Raw genomic sequence first — 22268 nt, forward strand, 5'->3', positions numbered from 1 at the left:
GTGCAGCCAGCAACGAACATGTCGTATGGGAGGATATCATGATGAACATTGGCTGGATCAGCCGCCGCAGCAGCTTGAAGGCAGCCGCTGCGGCAGTGGCACTCATGATGTTTGCGGGCTTTACCCCAGCTACCGCCAATGACGACGACCGGAGCTATGGTCGTGGGCATGGGCGAGGGGAGTGGGTGACAGCTTGGGGCACATCCTATCAGCGAACCAGCACGACCACCCTCACCGACGCTACAATCCGCATGATCGTGCGACCGACCTTGGGAGGAGATCGTATCCGCATCCGGATTGACAATACCTTCGGCGGGTCCGATCTGCAGATCGGAACGGCGAGTGTCGGCGAGCGCATCCAAGGCCCGCTGTTGGCCGAAGATTCTATTCGCGTTCTGACGTTCGACGGGTCGACCAGCGTAACTGTTCCTGTCGGGGGGGTGGTTTATAGTGACCCAGTAAATTTGCGAGTCGGTGCGCAGCAAGATCTAGGCGTCAGCTTGCATGTGATGGGCAGTATCACGCCCAGCGAAGATGCCAATGGATTCACAACTAACTATTATACGGAAGACGCTGGCGGAGACCAGACCAGGAACGAGAGTGGCGAGACATTCACGCAAACCACCGTGTCACGTTGGTTTGTCAAGGCGGTCGATGTGATGCCGCATGAGCCGGCAAGCGCGATAGTGGCGCTGGCGGATTCGATTACAGACGGTACTTGCACCACTGTAGACGCCAATGAACGTTGGGAAGACATAGTGGCCCAACGTTTCGATTTCCTGAACACGGCTAATAATGGCGCCGACAAGACGGGGAGGGGGCGCAAGCGCCAGGACGATACATACAACCGGGCTATTGTTAATGAGGGTATTGCGGGGAATACAGTGCTGACTGGGGAAACCTTGACTGAATTCCCGCCGGTAGACAACCCACCCGGCTTGGAGCGGCTTGAGCGCGATGTGTTCTCTCATTCAGGGGTGAGTCATGTAGTGCTGTTCGAAGGCACCAATGACATCCGACGTGAAGCAACAGCCGACGAGTTGATCGCGGGCATGAAGGAGATCATCCGTCGCGTCAAGGCGGAAGGGTTGGAGATTATTGGCACGACAATCATCCCGCGCCACAATCGCCCGCCGGTCGAAGGTAATTCGGGCTGGAACGAGGAAAAGACGGCCATCCGGAATCAGGTAAATGCCTGGATTCGGCATGAGGCGGACTTTGACGCGGTGATCGACTTTGACAAGATTGTTCGCGATCCGAGGAACCCGGACCTGCTCAAGCCAGAATTCAATTGCGGGGATGGCATCCATCCCTCTCCCTACGGCTATTACGTGATGGGCAAGTCGGTCAACCTGGGCATTTTCAAGTAATGCGGGATGCGGGGCTGGCTCTTCCAGTCCCGCAGACCTCGGTGCCGGAAAATGATTCAGGCCGTACCCGCTGCGGGCTTTCCGGCAGCACAGCGGCCTCCCGCGGAGGATGGCAACAAGTTGCGTTTCAAAAGGGCGTTATGGTTGATCTGGTTCTTGCCTGCCAAATCAACTCCGCTTGCAGGCCCTAGTCGACGTGCCCTGGCTCTATGCAGCACTACGCCGGAGAATGCGGCCGTCGACGCGCCAATCTCCTTACGCGGTACGTTCAATCCGCGCGGTCCGGAGGAAGAACCGCCAGCCTTGTGTCGTCACTTTCGATTCCGGTTCGCCGTTGGTCTGGCGTGGCGGCACTGCGCCGGCAACCGATTGTGAAGAGCCTATATGGAGCGAGTCGGACGGCACTGACGTTCCGATCGTGGCCCATGCCACAGGCCCATCCAGAAAGCGCAGCTGCTGATCACGCCCGATCTGGTCAGGCTGTTCAAGGCAGACGTCACTCTGCCAGCGCATAATAACCGAATTGCTGAAGATTCCGTCAATCCGGTCTCCGCTTGCCTCTTTGATCGCATCCAGGAAGTGCCGCCGGGCACGCGGTGCCTGCAGCCGCTCTATCGCGAGCTGGTTCCCCTAGGTGCTGAGAAGAAGGGAAATGAGGGACAGGAACAACCGCTATTAGGATAGTGGAGCGCCTTGCCCCCACGAGCAGCTGGGCACGGACAGACGATAAGATCAGTTCGGCTGATGCCTTTTCACCCCGCTGGTGCCACCATAATCGGGAAGTCACCGCCCCCCGCTTTTGCAATGCGGCCTATGCCGCTGTAGACAGGGCAGACGACATAGCCTTTTTCCCCCGTTCCATGCTGTGTCTCGTTCCCAGGCTCATCGGCTGGGACTGGCGGTTACCCCGATACCAATCCTCCTATAGCAGCTGTCATCAGCCCGGCTGAAACAAGGACAGGAATGGTTCTTGTGGACAGGCAGAGTTTCGTCCGATTTTTTACCGGATCCATTAGACTTCCTAGTCAGGACAGCCCGATAAGGGTGCTGCTAACCTGAATGCCGCATTAGGGAGAGACACGATGGTATCCGTGGGAAGCTTCCTCCAGCCGGCTAAGGTGGCCGCGGCATGGTGGCTCTCTGAACTGGCTGGCCTGGTTCCGGATCGGCTGCGCTCGCTTCCCCGTCAAGGCGGAAGGCTGGTTCTGCGCCTCGGCACGAACGGCGCAGACTTGCTTGTCGAAGGAGGGCGGGAGAGCAAGCTAGCTGGCCATATCACCTTTCAAGAGGCAAACCGTGCGTCGGTCTGTAAGCTCGTCGTACAGCTGAATCCAGAACGCGAATGCGCGGCGCATCTGCAGCTGCCTGCGTCATCTGCGCTCCGGACGACGATACAGCTCCCGATTGCAGCGGAAACTAACCTGCAGGAGGTCATCGATTTCGAGATGGATCGACAGACGCCGTTCCGGCCGGAACAGGTCTATACGGCCTCGAAAATCGTGAACCGAGACCCGACCAACCACATTCTTACGGTGGAACTTACGCTGGTTCTGCGCAGCCTCGCGGATGCCGCAATCCAGCGGGTCGCGACGATGGGCATCACGCCCAAGCGTATCGAGATCGCTCGGACGAAAGGCCAAGGCGCGGATCAGCTCGAAGTACCAAGCATCGCCGACCGGAGCGGAAAGGCCCGGGACCGCTTAACGCTTGTACTGGGCGGCCTCGCAGCCATACTCGCGATGACAGCACTCACCATTCCAATCCGGGAGGCGAAGAGGGCGGCCGCGGCAGCCGAACGGGAGTTCGCAGAAGTTCGGGCCACGGCCGAAGCCGTTGCGGATGTCTCACAGAAGCTCGAAGCGTTGCGCGTCGAAGCGGGTTATCTTGTGAGGCTGAAGAATGCAAAGCCGATGGCATCCGATATCCTGCTGGAGATCACACGACTGATTCCAGACGACGCTTGGCTTACCGAACTCGAAATCGCCAGCGACGAAATCCGGGTTAGCGGCTATGCCCGCTCGGCATCCGGTTTGGTGGGGACCCTCGAGGGCTCTAGCCTTTTCCGTGAAACGGCTTTCCGGGCGCCGGTGATGCTAGATACGAAAGCCGAGCGGGAGCGTTTCAGCCTGTCGGCCCGAATCGATGGAGCAGCGCCATGATGCACAACGTATCGCCTGGCCTGCGCCGGCTTCTTGCCGTGTCCATCCTGATCGCGTTCGTCTCGCTGATTTGGAGCGCGGCGATCGAACCAGCGCTGAAATCATATACAGAGAATGTGGCGCAGACGGAGCGTATGCATGCTGCTATTGCGCGTAGCCGCGCATCGGCAAACAAGCTCGAGAAGCTGCGGGCCGATCTTGAACGGGCAAAAGAAAGCCAAGCTGGCCTCGGCGGGTTCCTCGACGCCAGCAATGAGTCAATCGCGTCGGCCGAGATGCAGGATCTTATCCGGAATGCCGTAACTGAAATGGGTGGGGACCTGCGCAGCACGCAGATGCTCAATGCCGTTGAGGAAAGCAGCTTCCGGCGGATCACGATGGAAGCGCAGCTGGCGATTGACATTGAGGGCTTCCGCGATCTCCTCTACGAGCTGGAAGCAGCAACGCCCTATCTCTTCGTCGATGCGGTGATCGTCAGTTCCCGCCCGCCACGTCGGCGGGCTTCCCAAGCAGATGGCCAGTTGGACGTCACGCTCACCGTATCGGGGTACGTTCGCCCGGTGGAACAGGTTTCAGGCTAACAAAAAGTCCAGAGCAGTCTCCTGCTCCGGACTCCAGCCACGCAGTCATACGCCTAGTCTTTGTAGGCATGCCGTTTCGGCGCAAGGATACGAATATCCACTGCCTCGGACATGGCAAGATAGCCAGGGCGGTTGGGATGAATTTTGTCGATCACAGCCGTCGTGCTGTTGGGCTGGTACTGCGGAAGCAATTCGCCGGTCGCGGGATCCGTCGTAACGGCGTCGAAATCTGCGACGCTATCGAAAATATCTGCGGTACGGATGAACTCATTGACCGCCTTACGCTGAGCATCGGTTTCCGGGGTGCCGTAGCCCGCGTTTGCTGCTCCTAAAGTCGAGGTTACCGTGGCCTGGATCACTTTCAGACCTTCGGCCCGCATGCGGCGCACTCCATCGCGAATGCCGGCGATGATCTCTTCGGCGACGGCCCCGTTGCCAAGGTCGTTGGTGCCTTCGAGCCAGATCACGGCGGAAACACCGGAATGGCTGAAGACATCCTCATCCAAGCGTTCGAGAGCAGCCGGACCGCCGGCAGGGCTATCGGTGAGAATGCGATTCCCGCCGACGCCAGCATTTACTACCGAGACCTTATCGCCGTAGACCTCGCGAACACGGCGCGAGAGGAAGTCCGGATAGCGGTCGTCCCCGTTCAAGGTCGAACCCGTTCCGTCGGTGATGGAGTCGCCAAGGGCCACGAGAACCTTGGTGTCGGCAGAGGCCAAGGCGTCTACGCCATCTAAGAAGTACCAGGAGGTCGTGGTGTAAGGGAATGGAAGGGCCGTCTCGTCGTGGCCGTGCGATCCAGAGCCCGGGGGACTGACATAGGAGGTCTGCACGGCTTTCGAGTGCCACGTCATGGGGCCGGTCGTTCCCACCGCGTGGAAGCTCACGGCCAGCTTGCGCCCTTGAAGGATCTCGTCATCGCGAAGATCGGCATAGTCCTGGTGAATTGGGTCGCTATAGATGATTTCACCAGGCTGGAGGGTGACGCTCCGCTTCCCGCCGAAGGTGACGCGCTGGTTCGTGCCTTCGACTACGGCACCACCACTCTCATGTAGGCCGAGATAGATGCCGTCGAATGTTACCGGACGGTCGCCAAACTTGTTTGTAAAGCGCAAACGGAACCGGTCGCTCCAGATATTAGGGCGCACGATCAAGCGGAAGGTCTGATCATTGGCGCCAACTTCAGGCAGCCCAAATGCGAATGTGAGATCGGGCTGGTTAACAGCTGTTCCGGTCGGGTAGGTGCCGTGCGCAGACGCAATCCAGGTTGCGGCCCAGTCCTCCCGCCCGCCTTTATTGTCATCCTTCCCTTTCCTGGCATCTGCACCTTGGGATATCAACATCACTGTAGCGAGGGCGAAAGCGGCAGCCGCAGAGCGGAATATCGTCCGGCGGCTCATTTGATTGCCGAATGGATCCATGTGCTCCTCCCTGTTTCTTCTTACTCAAGGGTTGGCGATAAGAAGCATCCTCAACTTCTGTCCATCCCACAGCATCGGGTTCGGTGGTGGAACGAACAATCCAAGCCCCATGCTATTGACCGACAGAAGCGTAGCAGTGGATCTGTCGTAAGAACGAGGCGTGCGTAAAATAGATACATAAACCAACGGCAAATACATGGGACGTTAGGAGACTAACCCTGATAGCTTCCAGCTCCGGCGCGGCCTTCTTGCTGAGTCTGCGCGAGGACACACAAATATCGGCCACCCATAAATCGCATGTCAACAACCCATCTGGCACAATGGCCCAAAACCGCGCATGCACCGTAGTGGGGCAAATGCCATAAATACTTGCGCCTAATCCCACACGCTAATGAGTATTTCGGGCCGCATGTGAGCCAAGAATTGCGATCGCGGGATCGCGTGACGTTACACGTGCTCGCGCGCAAGGGTGCATTCCAAAATTGAGGAGAGGACGGCGCCTATTTGTAGTAGTCATTGGCTTTTCAACTCACTGTAACATAGATGTCTTCGGCCGCTCAGTAGATGAACCCATGAATTTCTGGGCAGGAGCCGTTCATGGACACCTATCAGAGCTTCCGCGACAAAGCCGCCGATGCGGCCAATGCCGAACAGCCGCAGGAAGGGTTGGACCGTCCTGATTTCGCCGGTCGCGGCCTGCAGGAGAGCAGCACATTTGCCACAAAGCTGGCCGCGGAAATCGATCGCCGCGTTCTGCTGCGCGGGGTGGCAAGTCTTCCCGTTCTGACGGTCGCCGCTGGCGGCGCCGCTTCACTTCTGGCCGGGGAAAGCGCGCTCGCTGAAAACCTTCCCCGGAAGCTCAACCCGGACCGGCTGCCCTTGACCTTCCAGCCCGTCGGAGAGACGACCGAGGACGTGATCACGGTGCCCCAGGATTACTATTCCAGGGTCCTGATCCGCTGGGGCGATCCCTTGTTCGAGTATGTCGAGCCCTTTGATCTTGAGAACCAGTCCGGTCGGGACCAGGCCCTGCGCTTCGGCTTCAATTGCGACATGGTGATGGGATTTCCCCTGCGGCGTATCCGGAGGCGCACGGCCTCCTACATCCTGGCCGTGAACCATGAGTACACGGACGGGCGCCTGATGTTCCCGGACTATCCGGACGGCAGCGATCCGGACGCCGTGCCGACCCGGAACCATGTGGAAACCGAGTGGGCGGCGCATGGCATCTCGCTGGTCCAGATGAATCTCCGCGGCCGCAATTGGGTGTACAGCAACCGTAGCCCCTATAACCGCCGCCTCACGGCGACCAGCGAGTATCTGCTGACCGGGCCGGCCGCCGGGAACCCGCGCCTGGTGACGCCGGCCGATCCGACCGGGACAGTGGTGCGCGGCACCTTGAACAATTGTGCCGGCGGCCGCACGCCCTGGGGAACCTACCTGTCCTGCGAAGAGAATATCGACCAGTATTTCGCGAACCGCAGCCAGATCACCGATCCGATCATCCTGTCCGACCACACCGACTACACCATCTCGGAAGGCATGACCGGCCGGCGGTGGGAGCTGTACGACCCGCGATTCGATGTCTCCACGCCGGAGGGCATCCATGAGCCCTACCGCTTCGGCTGGGTGGTCGAGGTCGACCCGTACAATCCCCAGGACATCCCGAAGAAGCGAACCGCCCTTGGCCGCTTCAAGCATGAGGGATGCCAGGTGGTCCGCGCCCTGGATGAACAGGTCGTGGCCTATAGCGGCGATGACAGCCGCTTCGAGTATGTCTACAAGTTCGTGTCCAGCGGCCGGTTCGACCCGACGAATCCGCGCGGCGCCGCCAATCGTGACCTGCTCGACGCCGGCACGCTCTATGCCGCGCGCTTCAACGAGGACGGCACCGGCCAGTGGCTGGCGCTTGATCTGGACCACCCGGATACCGGGCCCATCCTGCGCAATGCCACCTATATGGATGCGGACGGAAACGCCGCGGCGCCGCGCTTCCCCTCCCAGGCAGAGGTGCTGATCAATGCGCGGCGCGCCGGCGATGCGGTGCAAGCCACGCCGATGGACCGGCCGGAAGACATTGAAGCCCTCAAGGACGATGAGCTGCGCGGCAACGGCATGGTCTATGTAAATCTGACCAACAACACGCAACGCACCGACGATGGCGGCAGCACGACGCCCCCGCCGCCGGGCTCCCGGCCCAATATCCGCGTGACCAATGCCGCCAACCCCCGCGCGCCCAACCCCGCCGGCCACATCATCGAGATCAGCGAGGATGGCGGCGACAACGCGGCAACCAGCTTCCGGTGGCGCATCTTCCTGCTGGCGGGCGATCCGCAGAACCCGTCCTTCGCCAATCCGGAGGATGGCGAACCGCAGAATGTGGATGTGCAGGGCACCTTTGATGGCAGCCGCTTTGCCTGCCCTGACAACATGACGATCGATGAGGGCTTCAATCTCTGGCTCACCACCGATGGCAATCCGGACGTGTTCCCCTGCAACGATCAGATCATTGCCGTGCAGGCGCACACCCCGCCTGACCATCCGGTTGTCGCCCTCCGCTTCGCCGTAGGGCCGAAGGGAGCGGAGCTGAGCGGACCGCTCCTGACCGAGGATGGCGACTCCTTCCTCTTCGCTGTACAGCATCCGGGCGAGGGCGGAGCCCTCTTGGGTCCGGATCAGGTCAGCAACTGGCCGGATCGGGATTTCCCCAAGCCGTCCGTCGTGGTGGTCCGCCGCAATGATGGCGGGCAGATCGGCGGTAGGATCGGGCGCCGGTCGGATAAGGACTGGAAGTAAGTCCAGTCAGCAATCCTGCAGCGTTCAGGGGCGGGTGATCCGCCCGCCCCTGACAGGCCCTGTGAAACAGCGCAATATCAGCGCGTCATGTATTGGTTTGAGAGCGGAAAATGTAAATCTCAAACAGTCAAAGATGATTTTTAAAAAGACCGGCTCTCACATATTTTGTTTTGCAATGACGGACAAGCACCCCGGTGGTCAGCAATGATTGATCAGCCCATTCTCTGGCGGTCTGCGCCGTATGGCAGGCATTGCAGAGCATCCAAGCCGAACTCTCCACTTTGAGACCTCCGCGCCGGGCCGCATGGGCGGGAAATGCCCGTCGACCCCGTTTCTTGGTCCGCCGGATCACGGTGAAACGAGGAGTACGACAGACATGCGAAGCGAAGACACCTTTGGTCAGGAATCCCCCATTGTCATCGGGCACCGCGGCGCCAGCGGCGCCCGCCCGGAGCACACTCTTGAAGCCTACCGGCTCGCCATTGAGATGGGCGCCGACTTCATCGAGGCGGATCTGGTTCCGACGCGGGACGGGGTGCTGATCGCCCGCCATGAGAACCTGTTGGCCCAGGTCCGGACGGATGAGGAGGGCAGGATTGTCTTCGGGCCGGACGGAAAGCCGGACATCATCCAGGAAACAACGAACGTCGCCCACTATGACGGTGACGGCGATGGAAAGCCCGATTTCGCCGACCGGCTCAGCATCAAGGTCATCGACGGCGACACCTATGCCGGTTGGTTCAGCGAGGATTTCACGCTGGCCGAAATCAAGGAGCTGCGGGCCCGGGAACGCATCCCGGAGGTGCGGCCGGAGAACGCGGCCTATAATGACCAGGTCGAGATACCGACCTATGAGGAGGTGGTCCGGCTGGTGCAGCAGGTCGAAGCGGAAACGGGCCGCAAGATCGGCCTCTACACGGAAACCAAGCACCCGACCTATTTTGCCCTGGAAGGCCGGCACCAGGACGAGGATACGAACCAGGACGGCAAGCTGGACAGGGGTGAGGACGTCAACGGCAATGGCGAGCTGGACCAGATCGAAGGCGGTGCGGCGATCGATGTCAATCTTGGCCGCGGCGTGATCGAGATCCTGACCGAACAGGGGTTCACCGACCCCTCCCGTACGTTCCTTCAGTCCTTCGAGATTGCCAATCTGCTGGAGCTGCAGAACACCATCATGCCGTCGGCCGGGATCGACCTGCCGCTGGTCCAGCTCCTGGGCGATGTGGACCGCACCTCCATCAACGAAGCGGGCGGCGGCTTTTCCATTCCCTACGATGTGGCGTTCCACTTCACCCCGGACAATGCCAGCCAGGGGGCCGATCCCTCCCTTTACAAGGGGCTGCCCTTCGCCATTGACCGGCAGACGGACTATGGGAACCTGGTTACGCCGGAGGTTCTGAAGCAGATCGCCGGCAGCTATGCCGAAGGCGTCGGCCCCTGGATCGAAAGCTTCCTTCTCCGTGCGCCGCTGAACACGCCCGTGGATGCCAATGGCGACGGTCAGGCGGAGGTGACGTCGCGGCTGACCGGGGAGGTTCGCCCGCTGGTGCAGGACGCCCACGAGGCCGGCCTTCTGGTGCACCCCTACACGCTGCGGGCCGAGGAAAGCTTCCTGGCGCTTGAGGCCGATGGAACGGCATTGACGCTGCCCGAGCAGTTGGACCTGTTGCTTGATCTCGGCGTGGACGGCATCTTCACGGACCATCCCGGCATGGCCCGAGAGGTGGTTGATGATGTGACAGGGACGGGGCCGGAGATACGGGTCGCCACCTACAATGCCTCGCTGAACCGTGCGGCTGCGGGAGAGCTGATCGATGATCTCTCCGCGCCGGACGACATGCAGGCCAGGAAGGTTGCCGAGGTCATCCAACGCACCAATCCCGACATCGTCCTGCTGAACGAGTTCGACTACGATGCGGAGGGCAAGGCCGCCGATCTGTTCCGGGACAATTACCTGGAGGTCGGTCAGAACGGCCAGGCGCCGGTGGAATTTCCCTATATCTATGTGGCGCCCAGCAATACGGGCCTGCCGTCGGGCATGGATTTGGACAACAGCGGGTCCGTGGGCGGGCCGAATGACGCCCAAGGCTTCGGCGAATTCGAAGGTCAGTATGCCTTCGCTGTCTTCTCCAAGCACCCGATCCTGGACAGCCAGGTGCGCACATTTCAGGAGTTCCTCTGGAAGGATATGCCGGGCGCGCTGCTGCCCGACAATCCGGATACGGCAGCGGAAGGGGATTTCTATTCGGAGGAGGAGCTGGCGCTGCTGCGGCTCTCCTCCAAGAACCATGTGGACCTGCCGGTCGAGGTGGATGGGGAGGTCGTGCATATCCTGGCAGCCCACCCGACCCCGCCCACCTTCGATGGCCCGGAAGACCGCAACGGGCGGCGGAACCACGATGAGATCAGGTTCTGGGACGACTACGTCACGTCCTATGATGGCGGCTATATCTACGACGATCAGGGCAAGTTCGGCGGGCTGGAGCCGAATGCCCGCTTTGTTATCCTCGGTGATTACAATGCCGATCCGGTTGATGGCGACAGCGTGCCGGGAGCGGTGCAGCAATTGCTGGGCAATCCCGCCATCGACGTTTCCCATCAGCCTGACAGCAAAGGCGGCATCGTTGACGCAGACGATGCTGTCAACCGCGGGCATCTGGGCAACCCTGCACTCGATACGGCGGATTTCGGTGAACCGCTAGGCAATCTGCGGGTGGATTATGTTTTGCCGTCCCGGGATGGGTTCCAGTATCTGGATGGCGGTGTCTACTGGCCAGCCCCCGGCGAGCCGGGAGCGGATTTGCTGGACGCGTCGGACCATCGGCTGGTCTATGCCGATCTCAAACTGGCGCATGGCGCCAACAGCCCCGACGTCGCTGGGGTCGAGAATCTGGAGTTCCTGGGTGCTGCTTTCCTTGGAACAGGCACACAGTATGAGGGAACCGAGATTGGCGGCCTCTCTGCCCTGGCCTGGCAACCGGGAAGCGATCGGTTCTTCGCTCTGTCCGACAGTGGCGGAGGAGCAACCGGCGAGCCGCGCCTTTACGGGTTGACACTGGATCTGGAGAGCGGCGCATTTGCCAATGACGATGTCGCCTTCACTTCGGTCACCCGGCTTCTCAATGCGGACGGGCAGGCCTTCCCCGAGGCCACAGTGGACCCGGAAGGGCTGGCGCTGAGCGGGCGCGGCACCTTCTACATCGCCTCTGAAGGGAATGCGCAGCAGCAGGTCGCGCCCTTTGTGAATGAGTTTTCTCTGGATGGACGGCAGTTCGCCACGCTTGCGGTGCCGGAAAAATTTGTGCCAGGAAAAGACGGTTCGGCCGGTGTCCGGCACAATCTGGCGTTCGAGAGCCTTGCTCTGAGCCCGAATGAGCGTTCGCTCTATACGGCGACGGAGAATGCCCTTGCCCAGGATGGGCCCGCCGCCAGCCTGGAGGAGGGCAGCCCGTCCCGCATCGTTCGGTACGACGCGACGACCGGCAAGGTGGCGGCCGAGTATCTCTACACCACAGACCCGGTGCTTGCTGCGCCTGAACCGGACGGTTCGTTCGCGACCAACGGGCTGGTCGAAATCCTGGCCCTGGATGATAAGGGAACCCTGCTGGCCCTGGAACGCTCCTTCAGCACGGGGCAAGGCAACAGCATCCGCCTTTATCAGGTCAGCACGGCGGGAGCGGACGACATTTCCGGGATAGAGAGCCTCGCAGACCTCGAAACCCCGCCGCAGCAGGTGAGCAAGGAACTGGTATTCGACTTCTCGGACCTCGGCCTGCCCCTCGATAACATCGAGGGCATGACACTCGGGCCAAGGCTGGAGGATGGACGCCAGAGCCTCATACTCGTGAGCGACAACAACTTTGCCGCAACCCAGTTCACCCAGTTGCTGGCGTTTGCCTTCGAGATGAAGGCGAATTTGTCTCCGCCAGCAGTACTGAATGAGACAGTCAATTTGATCGGCGTCGATCAGGCGAGCGGGGCGGCACCATTGCCGTAAGTTATCATTGCCACAGCCTGCGGGGGTACAGCCCTCGCAGGCATAGCTCTGCCACGACCGGCATCATGCAATCCTGATCTTGTTGCTCAACTGTCTGTTATCACGCCAAGAGCATGGTCCGAGATGGTCAGCAGCACGTTGAAAGGGGCGAACTTCTCCATGATGTGGTGCGCCTATGGTGCATTTCGACAGGAGCGCCACAGCGTGATGAACGAAAAACAGAAATGCGACCGTGAGAGCCATGAGCTGGGGAAGGCACGGCGTTGGCTAAACAGCTCATACAGGCGGTGCTCTGCCACCCAATTTCGGCGGAGGGATGGAAACTCATCGCAGTCTTAAGCGCCGTCTTGCTTCTAATGGCCTTGAACCAGAAAACTGGTCCGCGGGAATTGCGACTTGCGGGGCGTGTTTCGACCTCTGAGGGGCAACCGGGTTCCACCGGTGCATCCAGCGCTACCGTTCCCGGCCGAATCCGCAGAAGCGGAAATACAGCCAATCCACTTGGCTGATGATCACGGGGTACAAATCGGTAGCAGGCGCAGCTGAGGGATGGCGCATTATTTGTGGCGGCCATATACCGCCGCCGATCTGTGCCGTCGAGTTGACACTTTCTCCGGAACAAGTTTCGTGCGCCTGCATTCCGTACATAGGGGTCCGCGGTGCGTTTTCGGCACGCTGCTTCTTTTGGTTTGTATTCTGGCTATTCCCGGGGGCATCGCACTTGGTGCGTCGGCGCATGGTCCACTCTGGCAAGGAGATGAGGACGTGGCTGTTACCGTCGATCATAGACCGGCAAGGGCGATTCAGCCCTTTCATGCGGTTCTGCTCGCCGCCACCATTCCGCTGTTCCTGGGCGCCCTGCTCAGCGACATCGCTTACGCCAGGAGCTATCAGATCCAGTGGACCAACTTCGCCTCCTGGCTGATTGCGGGCGGCATGGTTTTCACCGGGTTTGCGCTCCTCTGGAGCCTCATTGACCTGATCCGCGCAGACCGGCGCAAAGGGCGGCCGCTCATCTACTTTCTCCTGCTGTTCGCCATGTTCGTGCTCGGCCTAATCAACGCGTTGGTCCATGCGCGGGACGCCTGGGGGGCCATGCCGGAGGGGCTCATCCTATCGGCGGTGGTTGCCGTGCTCGCCATTGTGGCGACCTGGGTCGGCTTCTCCAGCCTTCGCGTGGGAGGGAAGATATGAAACGGTCCAGCTTATTGGCTGCCGCTGCGCTTATGACCTTGCTGACCGCCTGCGACGGCGATCCCGCACCGCCGGAGTATGGCGCCAGCCCACAGCTGCCTGAGCCGCAGCGCGGGCTGCTGCCCAGCATGAACATCGCCAATCCCGCGCCGTGGGGCGATCGGCAGCCGATCGTGCCGGAAGGCTACACCATCACAGCCATCGCGACCGACCTCGGCATCCCGCGCCAGACCCTTGTCCTTCCCAACGGCGATATCCTCGTTGCCGAAGGGAGAGGCGGCGGGGCGCCGGCGCTGCTGCCGAAGGATGTCATCGCCGGTTTCATCAAGGCCAAGGGAACGACCTCGGTCAAGAGCGGCAATCGCCTGACCCTGCTACGGGACGGCGACGGTGACGGTATCTACGAAGAACGCACCGTCTTCGCCGACAATCTGAACGCACCCTATGGGCTCGCGCTGGTCAACGACCAGCTCTATGTTGCGAACCAGGATGCCCTGGTGCGGTTCTCCTACCGCGACGGGCAGACCAGCGCCGACGCGCCGCCGGTCAAGGTCACCGACCTGCCCTCCGAGATCAACCATCACTGGACCAAGGCATTGGCCGCCAGCGCGGATGGACGCTTCCTCTATGTCGGCATCGGCTCCAACAGCAACATCACGGAACGCGGGATGGCTGCCGAGGTCGACCGCGCGATGGTGTGGCAAGTGGATGCCGAGACGGGAGCGCACAAGCCCTACGCCACCGGTCTCCGCAACCCCACTGCCTTGGCCGTGCAGCCGGGGTCTGGCACGCTATGGGCGGTGGTGAATGAGCGCGACGAGCTTGGCCCGAACCTTGTCCCCGATTACCTCACCTCGGTCCGCGAAGGCGGCTTCTATGGCTGGCCCTACAGCTACTGGGGCCAGAATGTGGACCCGCGCGTTCGGCCGCAGGACTCGCAGAAGGTCGCTGCGGCGATCACGCCGGATTACAGCCTGGGCGCGCATGTTGCAGCACTCGGCCTGTCCTTTTCCACGTCCGCGATGGGCGCTCAGTTCGCCGACGGTGTGTTCGTCGGTGAACATGGCAGTTGGAATCGAAGCGTGCCCAGCGGATACAAGGTGATCTTCGTGCCCTTCCGCGACGGCCAACCCGCCGGTCCTCCTGTCGACTTTGTGACCGGGTTCTACGGCGAGGAGGGCGACACCTACGGCCGGCCTGTCGGCGTCACCGTTGATCCACGGGGCGCCCTGATCGTCGCCGACGACCTCTCGAACACGATCTGGCGCGTAACCCCCGTGAATCCATCACCCACTGCCGAAGCGCTTCCGCGCCCGAGCATCGGAATCCCCGAGAGCGACCACCGGCCCGGTTCGCCCTCGTAGCAAGGCGCGCTAGCGATGGTCCTGTTCAATGATGTTGTTCAGAGATTCTTGCTGCTGGAGTTTGGACAAGCGCAAAAGCTCATCCGCCCTTATCCTCTTGGTGGTGCTCAGACAGGCCGTGTTCCTGTCGACAGTGATGGTACGCGGATCGGCTTGTGCTGCTTCAACGATTTGCGGAAGAAGCGCCGGGCGGCCGCGGCATCGCGCCTGGCGCTGAGCAGGAAGTCGATGGTCTTGCCGCGGGCATCGACGACGCAGTACCGGCACCTCCACCGCCCCTTCACCCGGACCTAGGTCGCGTCCACCTGCCAGGAACCGGACGGCAGAGGCAGGTGAAGGCGGATGCGCCGGTCCGGTTCGGGGGGCGGGCCTTGATCCACTGAAAGATCGTCGTGTGGTCTTCAGCAGCGTCGTGGCAGGCCAAGATGCGATTGAGATCAGGGGCGCTGATCGGAAACTATAGATATCAATGCGCCCACATAAAATCACGTCGGGCGTGAACCAGCCTCCCTTGAACGGGATCTTTCTTGATCCGCATCATTTTGCCTATCCGACAATCGCCGGGCATTCAAACTTACATCAGAACCGCTCCATGTCCTGGATCCGCGTGCGCCCTGATGTCGCCCCCATGCGACCCGCATGCTGCTCGGCCGACGTATGCCGGCGTGGCCCTGAAACTGCAGTGGGCCCTCGAGCAGATGGAGATGCGGTAGCCGTTCAGCGATCGCGGCAAGACTCTCTTCCAGTTCCATCCAGGCCAGGGCTTTTCCCAGGCAGTTGTGGGCGCCGCCTCCAAATACGAGCTGTCGGCGGGGATGATCGGTGCGCCCGATGTCGAAACGGTCGGGATCTGCATAGATCCCCGGGTCACGGAGTGCTGACATTGTGGACAGCGACATTGCCGTGTTGGCCGGGACCATGTATCCGTCGATTTCGATCTCTTCGATGGAGAAGCGGGGAACGGAGGCAATCGAAGGCTCGAACCGCAGCGCCTCTGTTACCGCCCCGGGGATGCGGGCGGCATCGCGGCAGACGGCATCCCACTGCTCGCGGTGTTGGAGTAGCAGACTGACCTGCGATGCGATGGCGGCGCGGGTGGTATCGCTTCCGCCGACGATCACGCTTGCGACCTGAGCGACGGCTTCGGCAGGCGAAAGCTCATGGTGTGCGTCAAGTGCGGCCACGTAGGAGCTGAGAAAATCATCGTCTGGAGTCCGGCGGCGCCTGTCGAGCAGCCGCGCGACATAGGCGGTCAATTCCTCGGCAGCGGTCTCGGCCTCTGACGCGAACGCCGGCGTCCATTGCGACCCGAGGACACGGGAGAAGCTGTACACCCATCTGGTGAACAGCGGGACGTCGTCAGCGGGAACGCCAAGGATCATGCTGATTACACGGGCCGGAACCTGGGCGGCATAATCCTCAAGAAAGTCCATTTCCCCATCGCCCAGCTTGGCCTGGATGAGATCATCGGCCAGGCGCCGAATCCGTGGCCGCAGACCCGCGATGATGCTTGCAGCGAACGCCTTGTTCATGGAAGCCCGCCTGCGCCGATGGTCGGCGCCGTTCGACGTCAGCATCGAATAGCGGAAGAAGTCGTACACGGGGCCATGTGTGATGCCGCGCAACCGGACAAGCTCTGTTTCCACCTGGCGTGTCCGCGGATCAATCAGCAGGCTGTCAACATCCCTGCCGCGGAGGACCAGGACAACCCCATCGTCCCGTCTGATAAAGGGGGCCACCGCCCGGTACCGGCGAAAGGCGCCATGCGGGTCGGCCTCGAGGTCGGCAACGGACACATTGACCGGCTCTCGTGCATGATCGGGCGGTTGGGACAGGCTGGGCTCTCTCATTCTGCCCTCCAGTGGTCGTGAGAGGCCGATTGGCAGCTCAACCGCGGCCTGGTTCCCTCGGGCCTTGGATTTCCGAACGCCAGGTTTTGTCGACGGCCATGCCGCCCGAACGCCACGACATTACCCCCGGCGCGCTGTGGGGAAGCCAGGCTGGGGAGGCTGCGGCTGAAGAGGCGCGTGGCGACACAGGCGTTGAACAGGGACCGCAAGGGCAGTGCCCATCGGCGCGGTCGGACCGGCAGGCGCGCCGTGCCCTCCGCCCCAGTATACATTCCCATAGAAACCTTCATGATATGGACCTCGGATATTTATTGCCCGACGAAAGACCGGCTCTGTTCGCAGGCCTTTCCTGAGGTCCAGTCTCGCCAGGGCGCATTGCGCGCCGATGTCGCCGGCACAGGAGATGGTTACATCTGACATCCAGGCGGCTGATCGTCGCCCTTGTCGCGGCTAGCGGCCGGATGGTCACAGGGCAGCCCAATCGCGTAAAAGATCTCAGCTTGCGACCGCCATGGGCGATGAGGCCGGTTTCAGCGTCAGAGATTTTCGACCGGAACGCTGAAGGTGTAACCAGCGCCCCGCTCGGTCTTGATCAGCTGCGGCTCAGTCGGATTTGGTTCCAGTTTGCGGCGCAGGCGCAAGATCAGGACGTCGATGCTGCGATCATACACTTCGGCATCATGAACACGGCTGGCCGCAAGTAACTGCTCACGACTCAACACCTGCATTGGATGCTTCAGGAAGGCAACGAGCAGATTGAACTCGCCCGCGGTTAGTTTCACGGGCTTGCCTTGGCCCGGCGCCGCCAAGCTGCGGGTTTGCATGTCCAGCACCCACCCGGCAAACCCGTACCGCAGGCGCTTGGTTCGTCCCCGAGTGGGGCGTTCCGTCGGCTCCGAGCGGCGCAATACGGCACGAACGCGCGCCAGCATCTCCCGTAGCCCGAACGGCTTGGTGAGATAATCGTCAGCGCCGAGTTCAAGGCCGAGGACACGGTCGGCCTCATCGCGGCGGTGGCCGGTGATGATGATGACCGGCGCTACGGCCATCGCGGTGATCTTCCGCAACAGCTCGAGCCCGTCCTCCCCGCCAAGATTGAGGTCGAGGATGATCAGGTCCAGCGGCCGCTCGGCGATGACGCGCGCCGTCTCGGCCCCCGTCGCTGCTGTGCTGATCTCATAGATGTGGTCGGCAAGATAGCTGGCGATCACATCCCGCATCGCGGGATCATCATCCACGACCAGAATCTGCTTTTTCTTCATCATAGCGTCCGGATTGCCGTCGTTTCGCTGCGGCGTCATCATCTTCGTCTGGCGGAACGTCCGGATCGCCGAGCCCCGACTTTGCAGGCTGGCCAACGGACGCCACATTGGCGGGCTGATCTTCCGCCAGGGGCGCGCGCCGGAATGCCCCGAGGCCAATGCGCATAAGGCTCATGGCCAGCGGCCGTAGCCGTAACGGCTTCTGGAGAACATCGCGGATGCCCGCTGCCTCCCGTTCGGCATCCGGAACACTACTCTGATGCTCTGTTGCAAGAAGGACCGCCAGGGCCGGCGAGCGTTGGCGTAAGGCGCGGGCCAAAGCCGACCCGGGCATGTCCGGGAGGATCTGCTCCGCCAGTACCGCGTCGAAACGGTCGGGATCTGTCTGGACAGCGTGCAACGCTGCCTGGGCGCAGTCGACGCCGACCGGCTCAAAGCCAAGAGCTGCCAACATTTCCTCGGCGAGCAGCCGCTGGCGTGCATCCGCCTCGACCAGCAGAACCGTCTCGCCGCGGCCGCGTGGAATCGGCAGTTCGAGAATGGTCGCGTCCTGTACCGCGGGCTTGTCCGCCTGGGCAAGGTAGACGGAGAAGCAACTGCCCCGGCCTGGCGCGCTCCGTACATCCAGCCCGCCGCCATGCGCGGTCACAATGCCGTGAACCATCGACAGGCCGAGCCCGGTGCCGTGGCCCGGACCCTTCGTTGTGAAGAAAGGTTCGGCGATCCGCTGCAGGGTCGCGCCGTCCATTCCGTGTCCGGTGTCTTTGACCCTGAGCCGGACGTACCGTCCAGCCTTGATCTGCCCGTGCGACAACGCTTGCGCGCCCATCATGTCGATGCGGTCGAGGTCCACCTCGATGATGCCATGGCCCTCCATGGCATGGGCGGCATTGGTGCACAGGTTCATGACCACTTGCTGGAGCTCGGTGGCGTCGCCCACGATGGCCGCGTCGCCGCTATTGAGATGGGCCCGCAGCTCGATGCCCGCCGGGAGGGACGCGCGGAGAAGAAGCAAGGCTTCGGAAACCGCCGCCTCCGTCCGGAAGGGAAGCTCTTGTCGCTCACTCCTGCGACTGAACATCAGGATCTGATCCACAACGCGCTTCGCCCGTCCGCCGGCAAGGACAACGCGCGCAATGTAGTTGTGCGCCGGGCTGCCGGCCGCCACAGCAGCCAGAGCCATTTCCCCATAGCCCAGGATGGCGCCGAGAATGTTGTTGAACTCATGGGCCACGCCGCCGGCGAGCGTGCCTAGGGATTCCAGCCGTTGCGTCTGCGACAGCCGCGCCGAGAATGCAGCACGCTCATTCTCTGCGCGTTGCCGCTCGAGGGCGTTGACAAACATCCCGCCGGCCGTACGCAGCAGAGCAATATCCCCGCGGTCCGTTACGTTGGCGGAAATCCCCTCGAACATCAGATAGCCGAGGCAGCCCTGCGCATTGGTCAGTGGGATCGACAGCCAGGACTGCAGGCCCAGTGCGGTCAGGCGAGCCTTCCTTGGTCCCGGCGGCAGGGCTTTCACATCGGGCACATAGGTCAGGCCGGCCTGTCTGCCGAACTCCGGGTCCCAGTCCATCGCCAGATCCAGCAGATCGCCGGAGGATTGGAGTTGGTCTGGCCCGCCAGCCCGCGGCACGACATAGTGCCGCGCGATTGGATCCTCGGTCCGTCCCGACAGGATGAGCACACGGGCCCGGTCCGCATTCGCCTGTTCCGCCAATCGCGCAAGCGCAGCCTCGATGCCGTGGTCGAGCCGGTCCAACGGCAGACTGATGAATTCGGTGGAGATCGATGCGATCAGGTTCTCCAGGGCAAGCTGCCGCTGCAGAACAAGCGCCTTGGCACGCAGTTGAAGGATCAAATAGCCAACATAGATGGCAAGCCCCATGGCGGCCCCGTAGAGGGCGATGCGCAGAAACCGTGCCCGCGCCGCGGCCCGGCCATACTGGTCCAGGTAGACACGCTGGATCGCCTGGACATGCTTGTCCACAAGGCCGGCCTGGAGCTGGCCGACCATTGCATCGACACCGGGCAGAGTGGCGGTGATCAACCGGCCATGCGCGAGGAGCGCCTGTATCTGCGGAACATTCGCCTCTGTCGCCGTAAGGCTGAGGCGATTGATGGCAAGGTTCAGCTCCCTGGCGATGTCGCCTTGCGGGTCTCGCGTGAAGCGGAGCATGACGGATGCTACGGTTCCGACCTGGTCCCGCATCGCGGACAGGCCGGGCAGTTCCGCATCCAGATCGAGGAGCTGCTGATTGAATGCACTGATCGAATTCTGCATCAAGGCGGTATCGGATTTGAAGATCTCCACCTGCACTTCCTGGTCCGCAATCGCAGCGGCCAAGCGCGAGACGTGCTGAGCCAGCACGGCGCGGTCACTGTCCGTCTCTGCTGCATGGCCGATCGCCTCCAGGCTGGCGGCGGCCCCCTGTAAGCTGTCATTCGCCTTGACCAGGGGGTCGTAATTGCGCAGCAAACCCGCACGAGCGCGGAGGACATCGCGTTGCAGTGACGCATTGGATAGATCCAGAACCTGGAGGGCGTTGAGGATACGCTGGTGCTCGGTTGCGTCGGGGACCGTGCTGCGCATCATCAGATAGGTCAGCCCGAGCAGCAGCGCTGCGACAACGAGCAGGAGATCGCGCCGGGACGCCGTCATGGGGCAAACTCCTCCCGTCGGCTCAGGAGACGCCCCTGGTACTCGCCGGTCAACGTGCCGAGAAAGCGCACGATGAGATCAATATCGGTCTTGGGCAACTCTCGACCCAATTGAACCCGTGCCATGATCTCCACGGCCTCCTCGAGTGTTCTTGCCGATCCATCGTGGAAATAGGGGGCGGTCACCGCCACGTTCCGGAGGCTCGGCACGCGGAACACGAAACGGTCCCGCACCGCGCCGGTCAGGGCGAAGCGTCCAAGATTGCCTTCCGAACTGTCGCGGGATGGAACCGGGTCGCCGAAAATACCGAAGCGCTGGAACAGGTTGCCGCCGATATTCTCCCCCTGGTGACAGGAAACGCAGCCATAGGCGGTAAAAAGCTCGTAGCCTTCCTTCTCCGCAGGGGTGATGGCCTCCGGATTGCCGGCGAGATACAGGTCGAAACGGGCGTTGGGTGTCACCAATGAGCGTTGGAACTCGGCAAGCGCGTCGAGGACATCGTTCCTCGCCGGTTCGCGGCCATAAAGCTGGGAGAAGTGGTGTCGGTAGCTCGGGTCCGCCGCGAGAGCTGTCAGGATCTTTGGCCAGCTCGTATTCATCAGCCTGACGTCCAGAAGCACCGCCTCGTTCTGTGCCGCGAGTGTCTGGAAATTTCCGCGCCAGTTCAGACGGAAATTGCGCACCGCATTGAAAATCGTTGGCGCATTGAAAAGGTGCGACTGTCCGTCCGCCGTGACGGAGCGAGCTCGATTGTCAGCGCCAGCTTGGTCCAGCTGATGACAGGAATTGCAGGCCAGGGTGCCGTCGCCAGAAAGGCGTGTATCGAAGAACAAGCGCCGTCCGAGCGCCACACGCCGTCCGTCCAGACTGCCGGCCTGTGCAAGTGGTGTAATCGGCTGAGATGACGGGCTGGCAAGCGGCAACAGTGTCGTCGCGTCCGGAACGGTTGAAAAGGTAAACACAGCCGCCGCCAGCACAGCCGGTATCGCTGCCGCAAGAAATCGGCCGTTCAGCATGTTTCCCCCTCGTTGACTGTGGACGATCGCGGGCCGGGATGCGTGGAGGTCAAAGGCCGACAAGAACATGGTGCGTGCGGCATGGCGTGCTGCGCTGTAATCGCACCCGAAGAGGGGAGCGTCTTTTCCGTCTTCTGTGGCGCGAAGATCCGATCGTGGCGGCACCGCTCGGAACCGGATTGGCGCTCGCCGACGGATCTGCCGACCAGCCCCCCGCCGCTGACAGCTTGGCCTCATTGAATGCGGTGATCGGTGTTTCGCCGCGGATAGGCCATGGACATGCCAGACGACATACCGTACTGGCGATTGCAGCAAGTCCAACGTACATGCGTGTGCCGCAACCGAATTGGAAGACGCCGCGGCCGTGCGTCTGAGACGAAATCAGGTCCATCGGGCAGGTCCCTCTCATAGAGTGGGCAACAGGGAATGCTTCTCCATTCACCGCTGCACGGAAGAGCCAGGATCGCCTTCATGCATGTCGGCGCTATGTCTTCGGAATGGATTCAGACTACAGCTGTAATGCAGCAGTACGGTCCGGCTCTGCTGCAATGCTGGACGGTCGAGGACCGGTCCGGCGCGCAAGCGTTTGA

The 22268-nt window shown here is 61.7% G+C and carries 12 protein-coding genes and 1 pseudogene; 7 read left to right on the top strand and 6 right to left on the bottom strand.

What is annotated here, in order from left to right; translation table 11 throughout:
- Positions 1-38: 38 nt before the first annotated feature.
- The 3 genes from DOL89_RS22400 (at position 39) to gspM (ending at position 4110) form a co-directional block, all read left to right on the top strand.
- Complete coding sequence (locus DOL89_RS22400; RefSeq protein ID WP_119681586.1) at positions 39-1370, top strand: GDSL-type esterase/lipase family protein; 1332 nt, start codon at positions 39-41, stop codon at positions 1368-1370.
- 1082 nt (positions 1371-2452) lie between these two features.
- Complete coding sequence (locus tag DOL89_RS22405; protein WP_119681587.1) at positions 2453-3529, top strand: PilN domain-containing protein; 1077 nt, start codon at positions 2453-2455, stop codon at positions 3527-3529.
- Complete coding sequence (gene gspM / locus DOL89_RS22410) at positions 3526-4110, top strand: type II secretion system protein GspM (protein WP_119681588.1); 585 nt, start codon at positions 3526-3528, stop codon at positions 4108-4110. Before DOL89_RS22405 ends, gspM begins: the two co-directional genes overlap by 4 nt.
- Before the next feature lie 53 nt (positions 4111-4163).
- On the opposite strand, the gene DOL89_RS22415 is transcribed toward gspM, so the two are convergent.
- Entirely contained in the window at positions 4164-5534 is a 1371-nt protein-coding gene (locus DOL89_RS22415; RefSeq protein WP_225890062.1) for a GDSL-type esterase/lipase family protein, read from the bottom strand.
- Positions 5535-6131: 597 nt separating this feature from the next.
- On the opposite strand from DOL89_RS22415, the gene DOL89_RS22420 reads away from it, so the two are divergent.
- The 4 genes from DOL89_RS22420 (at position 6132) to DOL89_RS22440 (ending at position 14888) form a co-directional block, all read left to right on the top strand.
- On the top strand, positions 6132-8330 hold the full coding sequence (locus DOL89_RS22420; protein WP_119681589.1) for a PhoX family protein: 2199 nt from the start codon (positions 6132-6134) through the stop codon (positions 8328-8330).
- A gap of 376 nt (positions 8331-8706) precedes the next feature.
- A complete protein-coding gene (locus DOL89_RS25200) occupies positions 8707-12330 on the top strand; it encodes an esterase-like activity of phytase family protein (RefSeq protein WP_225890063.1) in 3624 nt (1207 codons plus the stop codon).
- A 765-nt stretch (positions 12331-13095) separates the two neighbouring features.
- Positions 13096-13524 (top strand): DUF2231 domain-containing protein, encoded by a 429-nt coding sequence (locus tag DOL89_RS22435; RefSeq protein ID WP_119681590.1) that lies wholly within the window; start codon positions 13096-13098, stop codon positions 13522-13524.
- The gene (locus DOL89_RS22440) at positions 13521-14888 is read left to right on the top strand and encodes a PQQ-dependent sugar dehydrogenase (RefSeq protein ID WP_119681591.1); all 1368 of its coding nucleotides are present in this window, start codon (positions 13521-13523) and stop codon (positions 14886-14888) included. Before DOL89_RS22435 ends, DOL89_RS22440 begins: the two co-directional genes overlap by 4 nt.
- Positions 14889-14995: 107 nt before the next feature.
- On the opposite strand, the pseudogene DOL89_RS26115 reads toward DOL89_RS22440, so the two are convergent.
- The 5 genes and pseudogenes from DOL89_RS26115 to DOL89_RS22465 form a co-directional block, all read right to left on the bottom strand.
- A pseudogene (locus DOL89_RS26115) lies at positions 14996-15178 on the bottom strand (DDE-type integrase/transposase/recombinase); the annotation flags it as partial.
- A gap of 195 nt (positions 15179-15373) precedes the next feature.
- A complete protein-coding gene (locus DOL89_RS22450) occupies positions 15374-16738 on the bottom strand; it encodes a cytochrome P450 (RefSeq protein WP_119681593.1) in 1365 nt (454 codons plus the stop codon).
- A gap of 536 nt (positions 16739-17274) precedes the next feature.
- Entirely contained in the window at positions 17275-18003 is a 729-nt protein-coding gene (locus tag DOL89_RS22455) for a response regulator (protein ID WP_119681594.1), read from the bottom strand.
- Positions 17969-20662: a two-component system VirA-like sensor kinase gene (locus tag DOL89_RS22460; RefSeq protein ID WP_119681595.1), complete on the bottom strand. Its 2694-nt coding sequence runs from the start codon at positions 20660-20662 to the stop codon at positions 17969-17971. Before DOL89_RS22460 ends, DOL89_RS22455 begins: the two co-directional genes overlap by 35 nt.
- Positions 20659-21678: a cytochrome-c peroxidase gene (locus tag DOL89_RS22465; protein ID WP_162937810.1), complete on the bottom strand. Its 1020-nt coding sequence runs from the start codon at positions 21676-21678 to the stop codon at positions 20659-20661. The genes DOL89_RS22460 and DOL89_RS22465 overlap by 4 nt, the downstream gene beginning before the upstream one ends.
- Positions 21679-22268 lie beyond the last annotated feature (590 nt).

The sequence above is a fragment of the Indioceanicola profundi genome, from assembly GCF_003568845.1.
In the GTDB taxonomy this organism is placed as follows: domain Bacteria; phylum Pseudomonadota; class Alphaproteobacteria; order Azospirillales; family Azospirillaceae; genus Indioceanicola; species Indioceanicola profundi.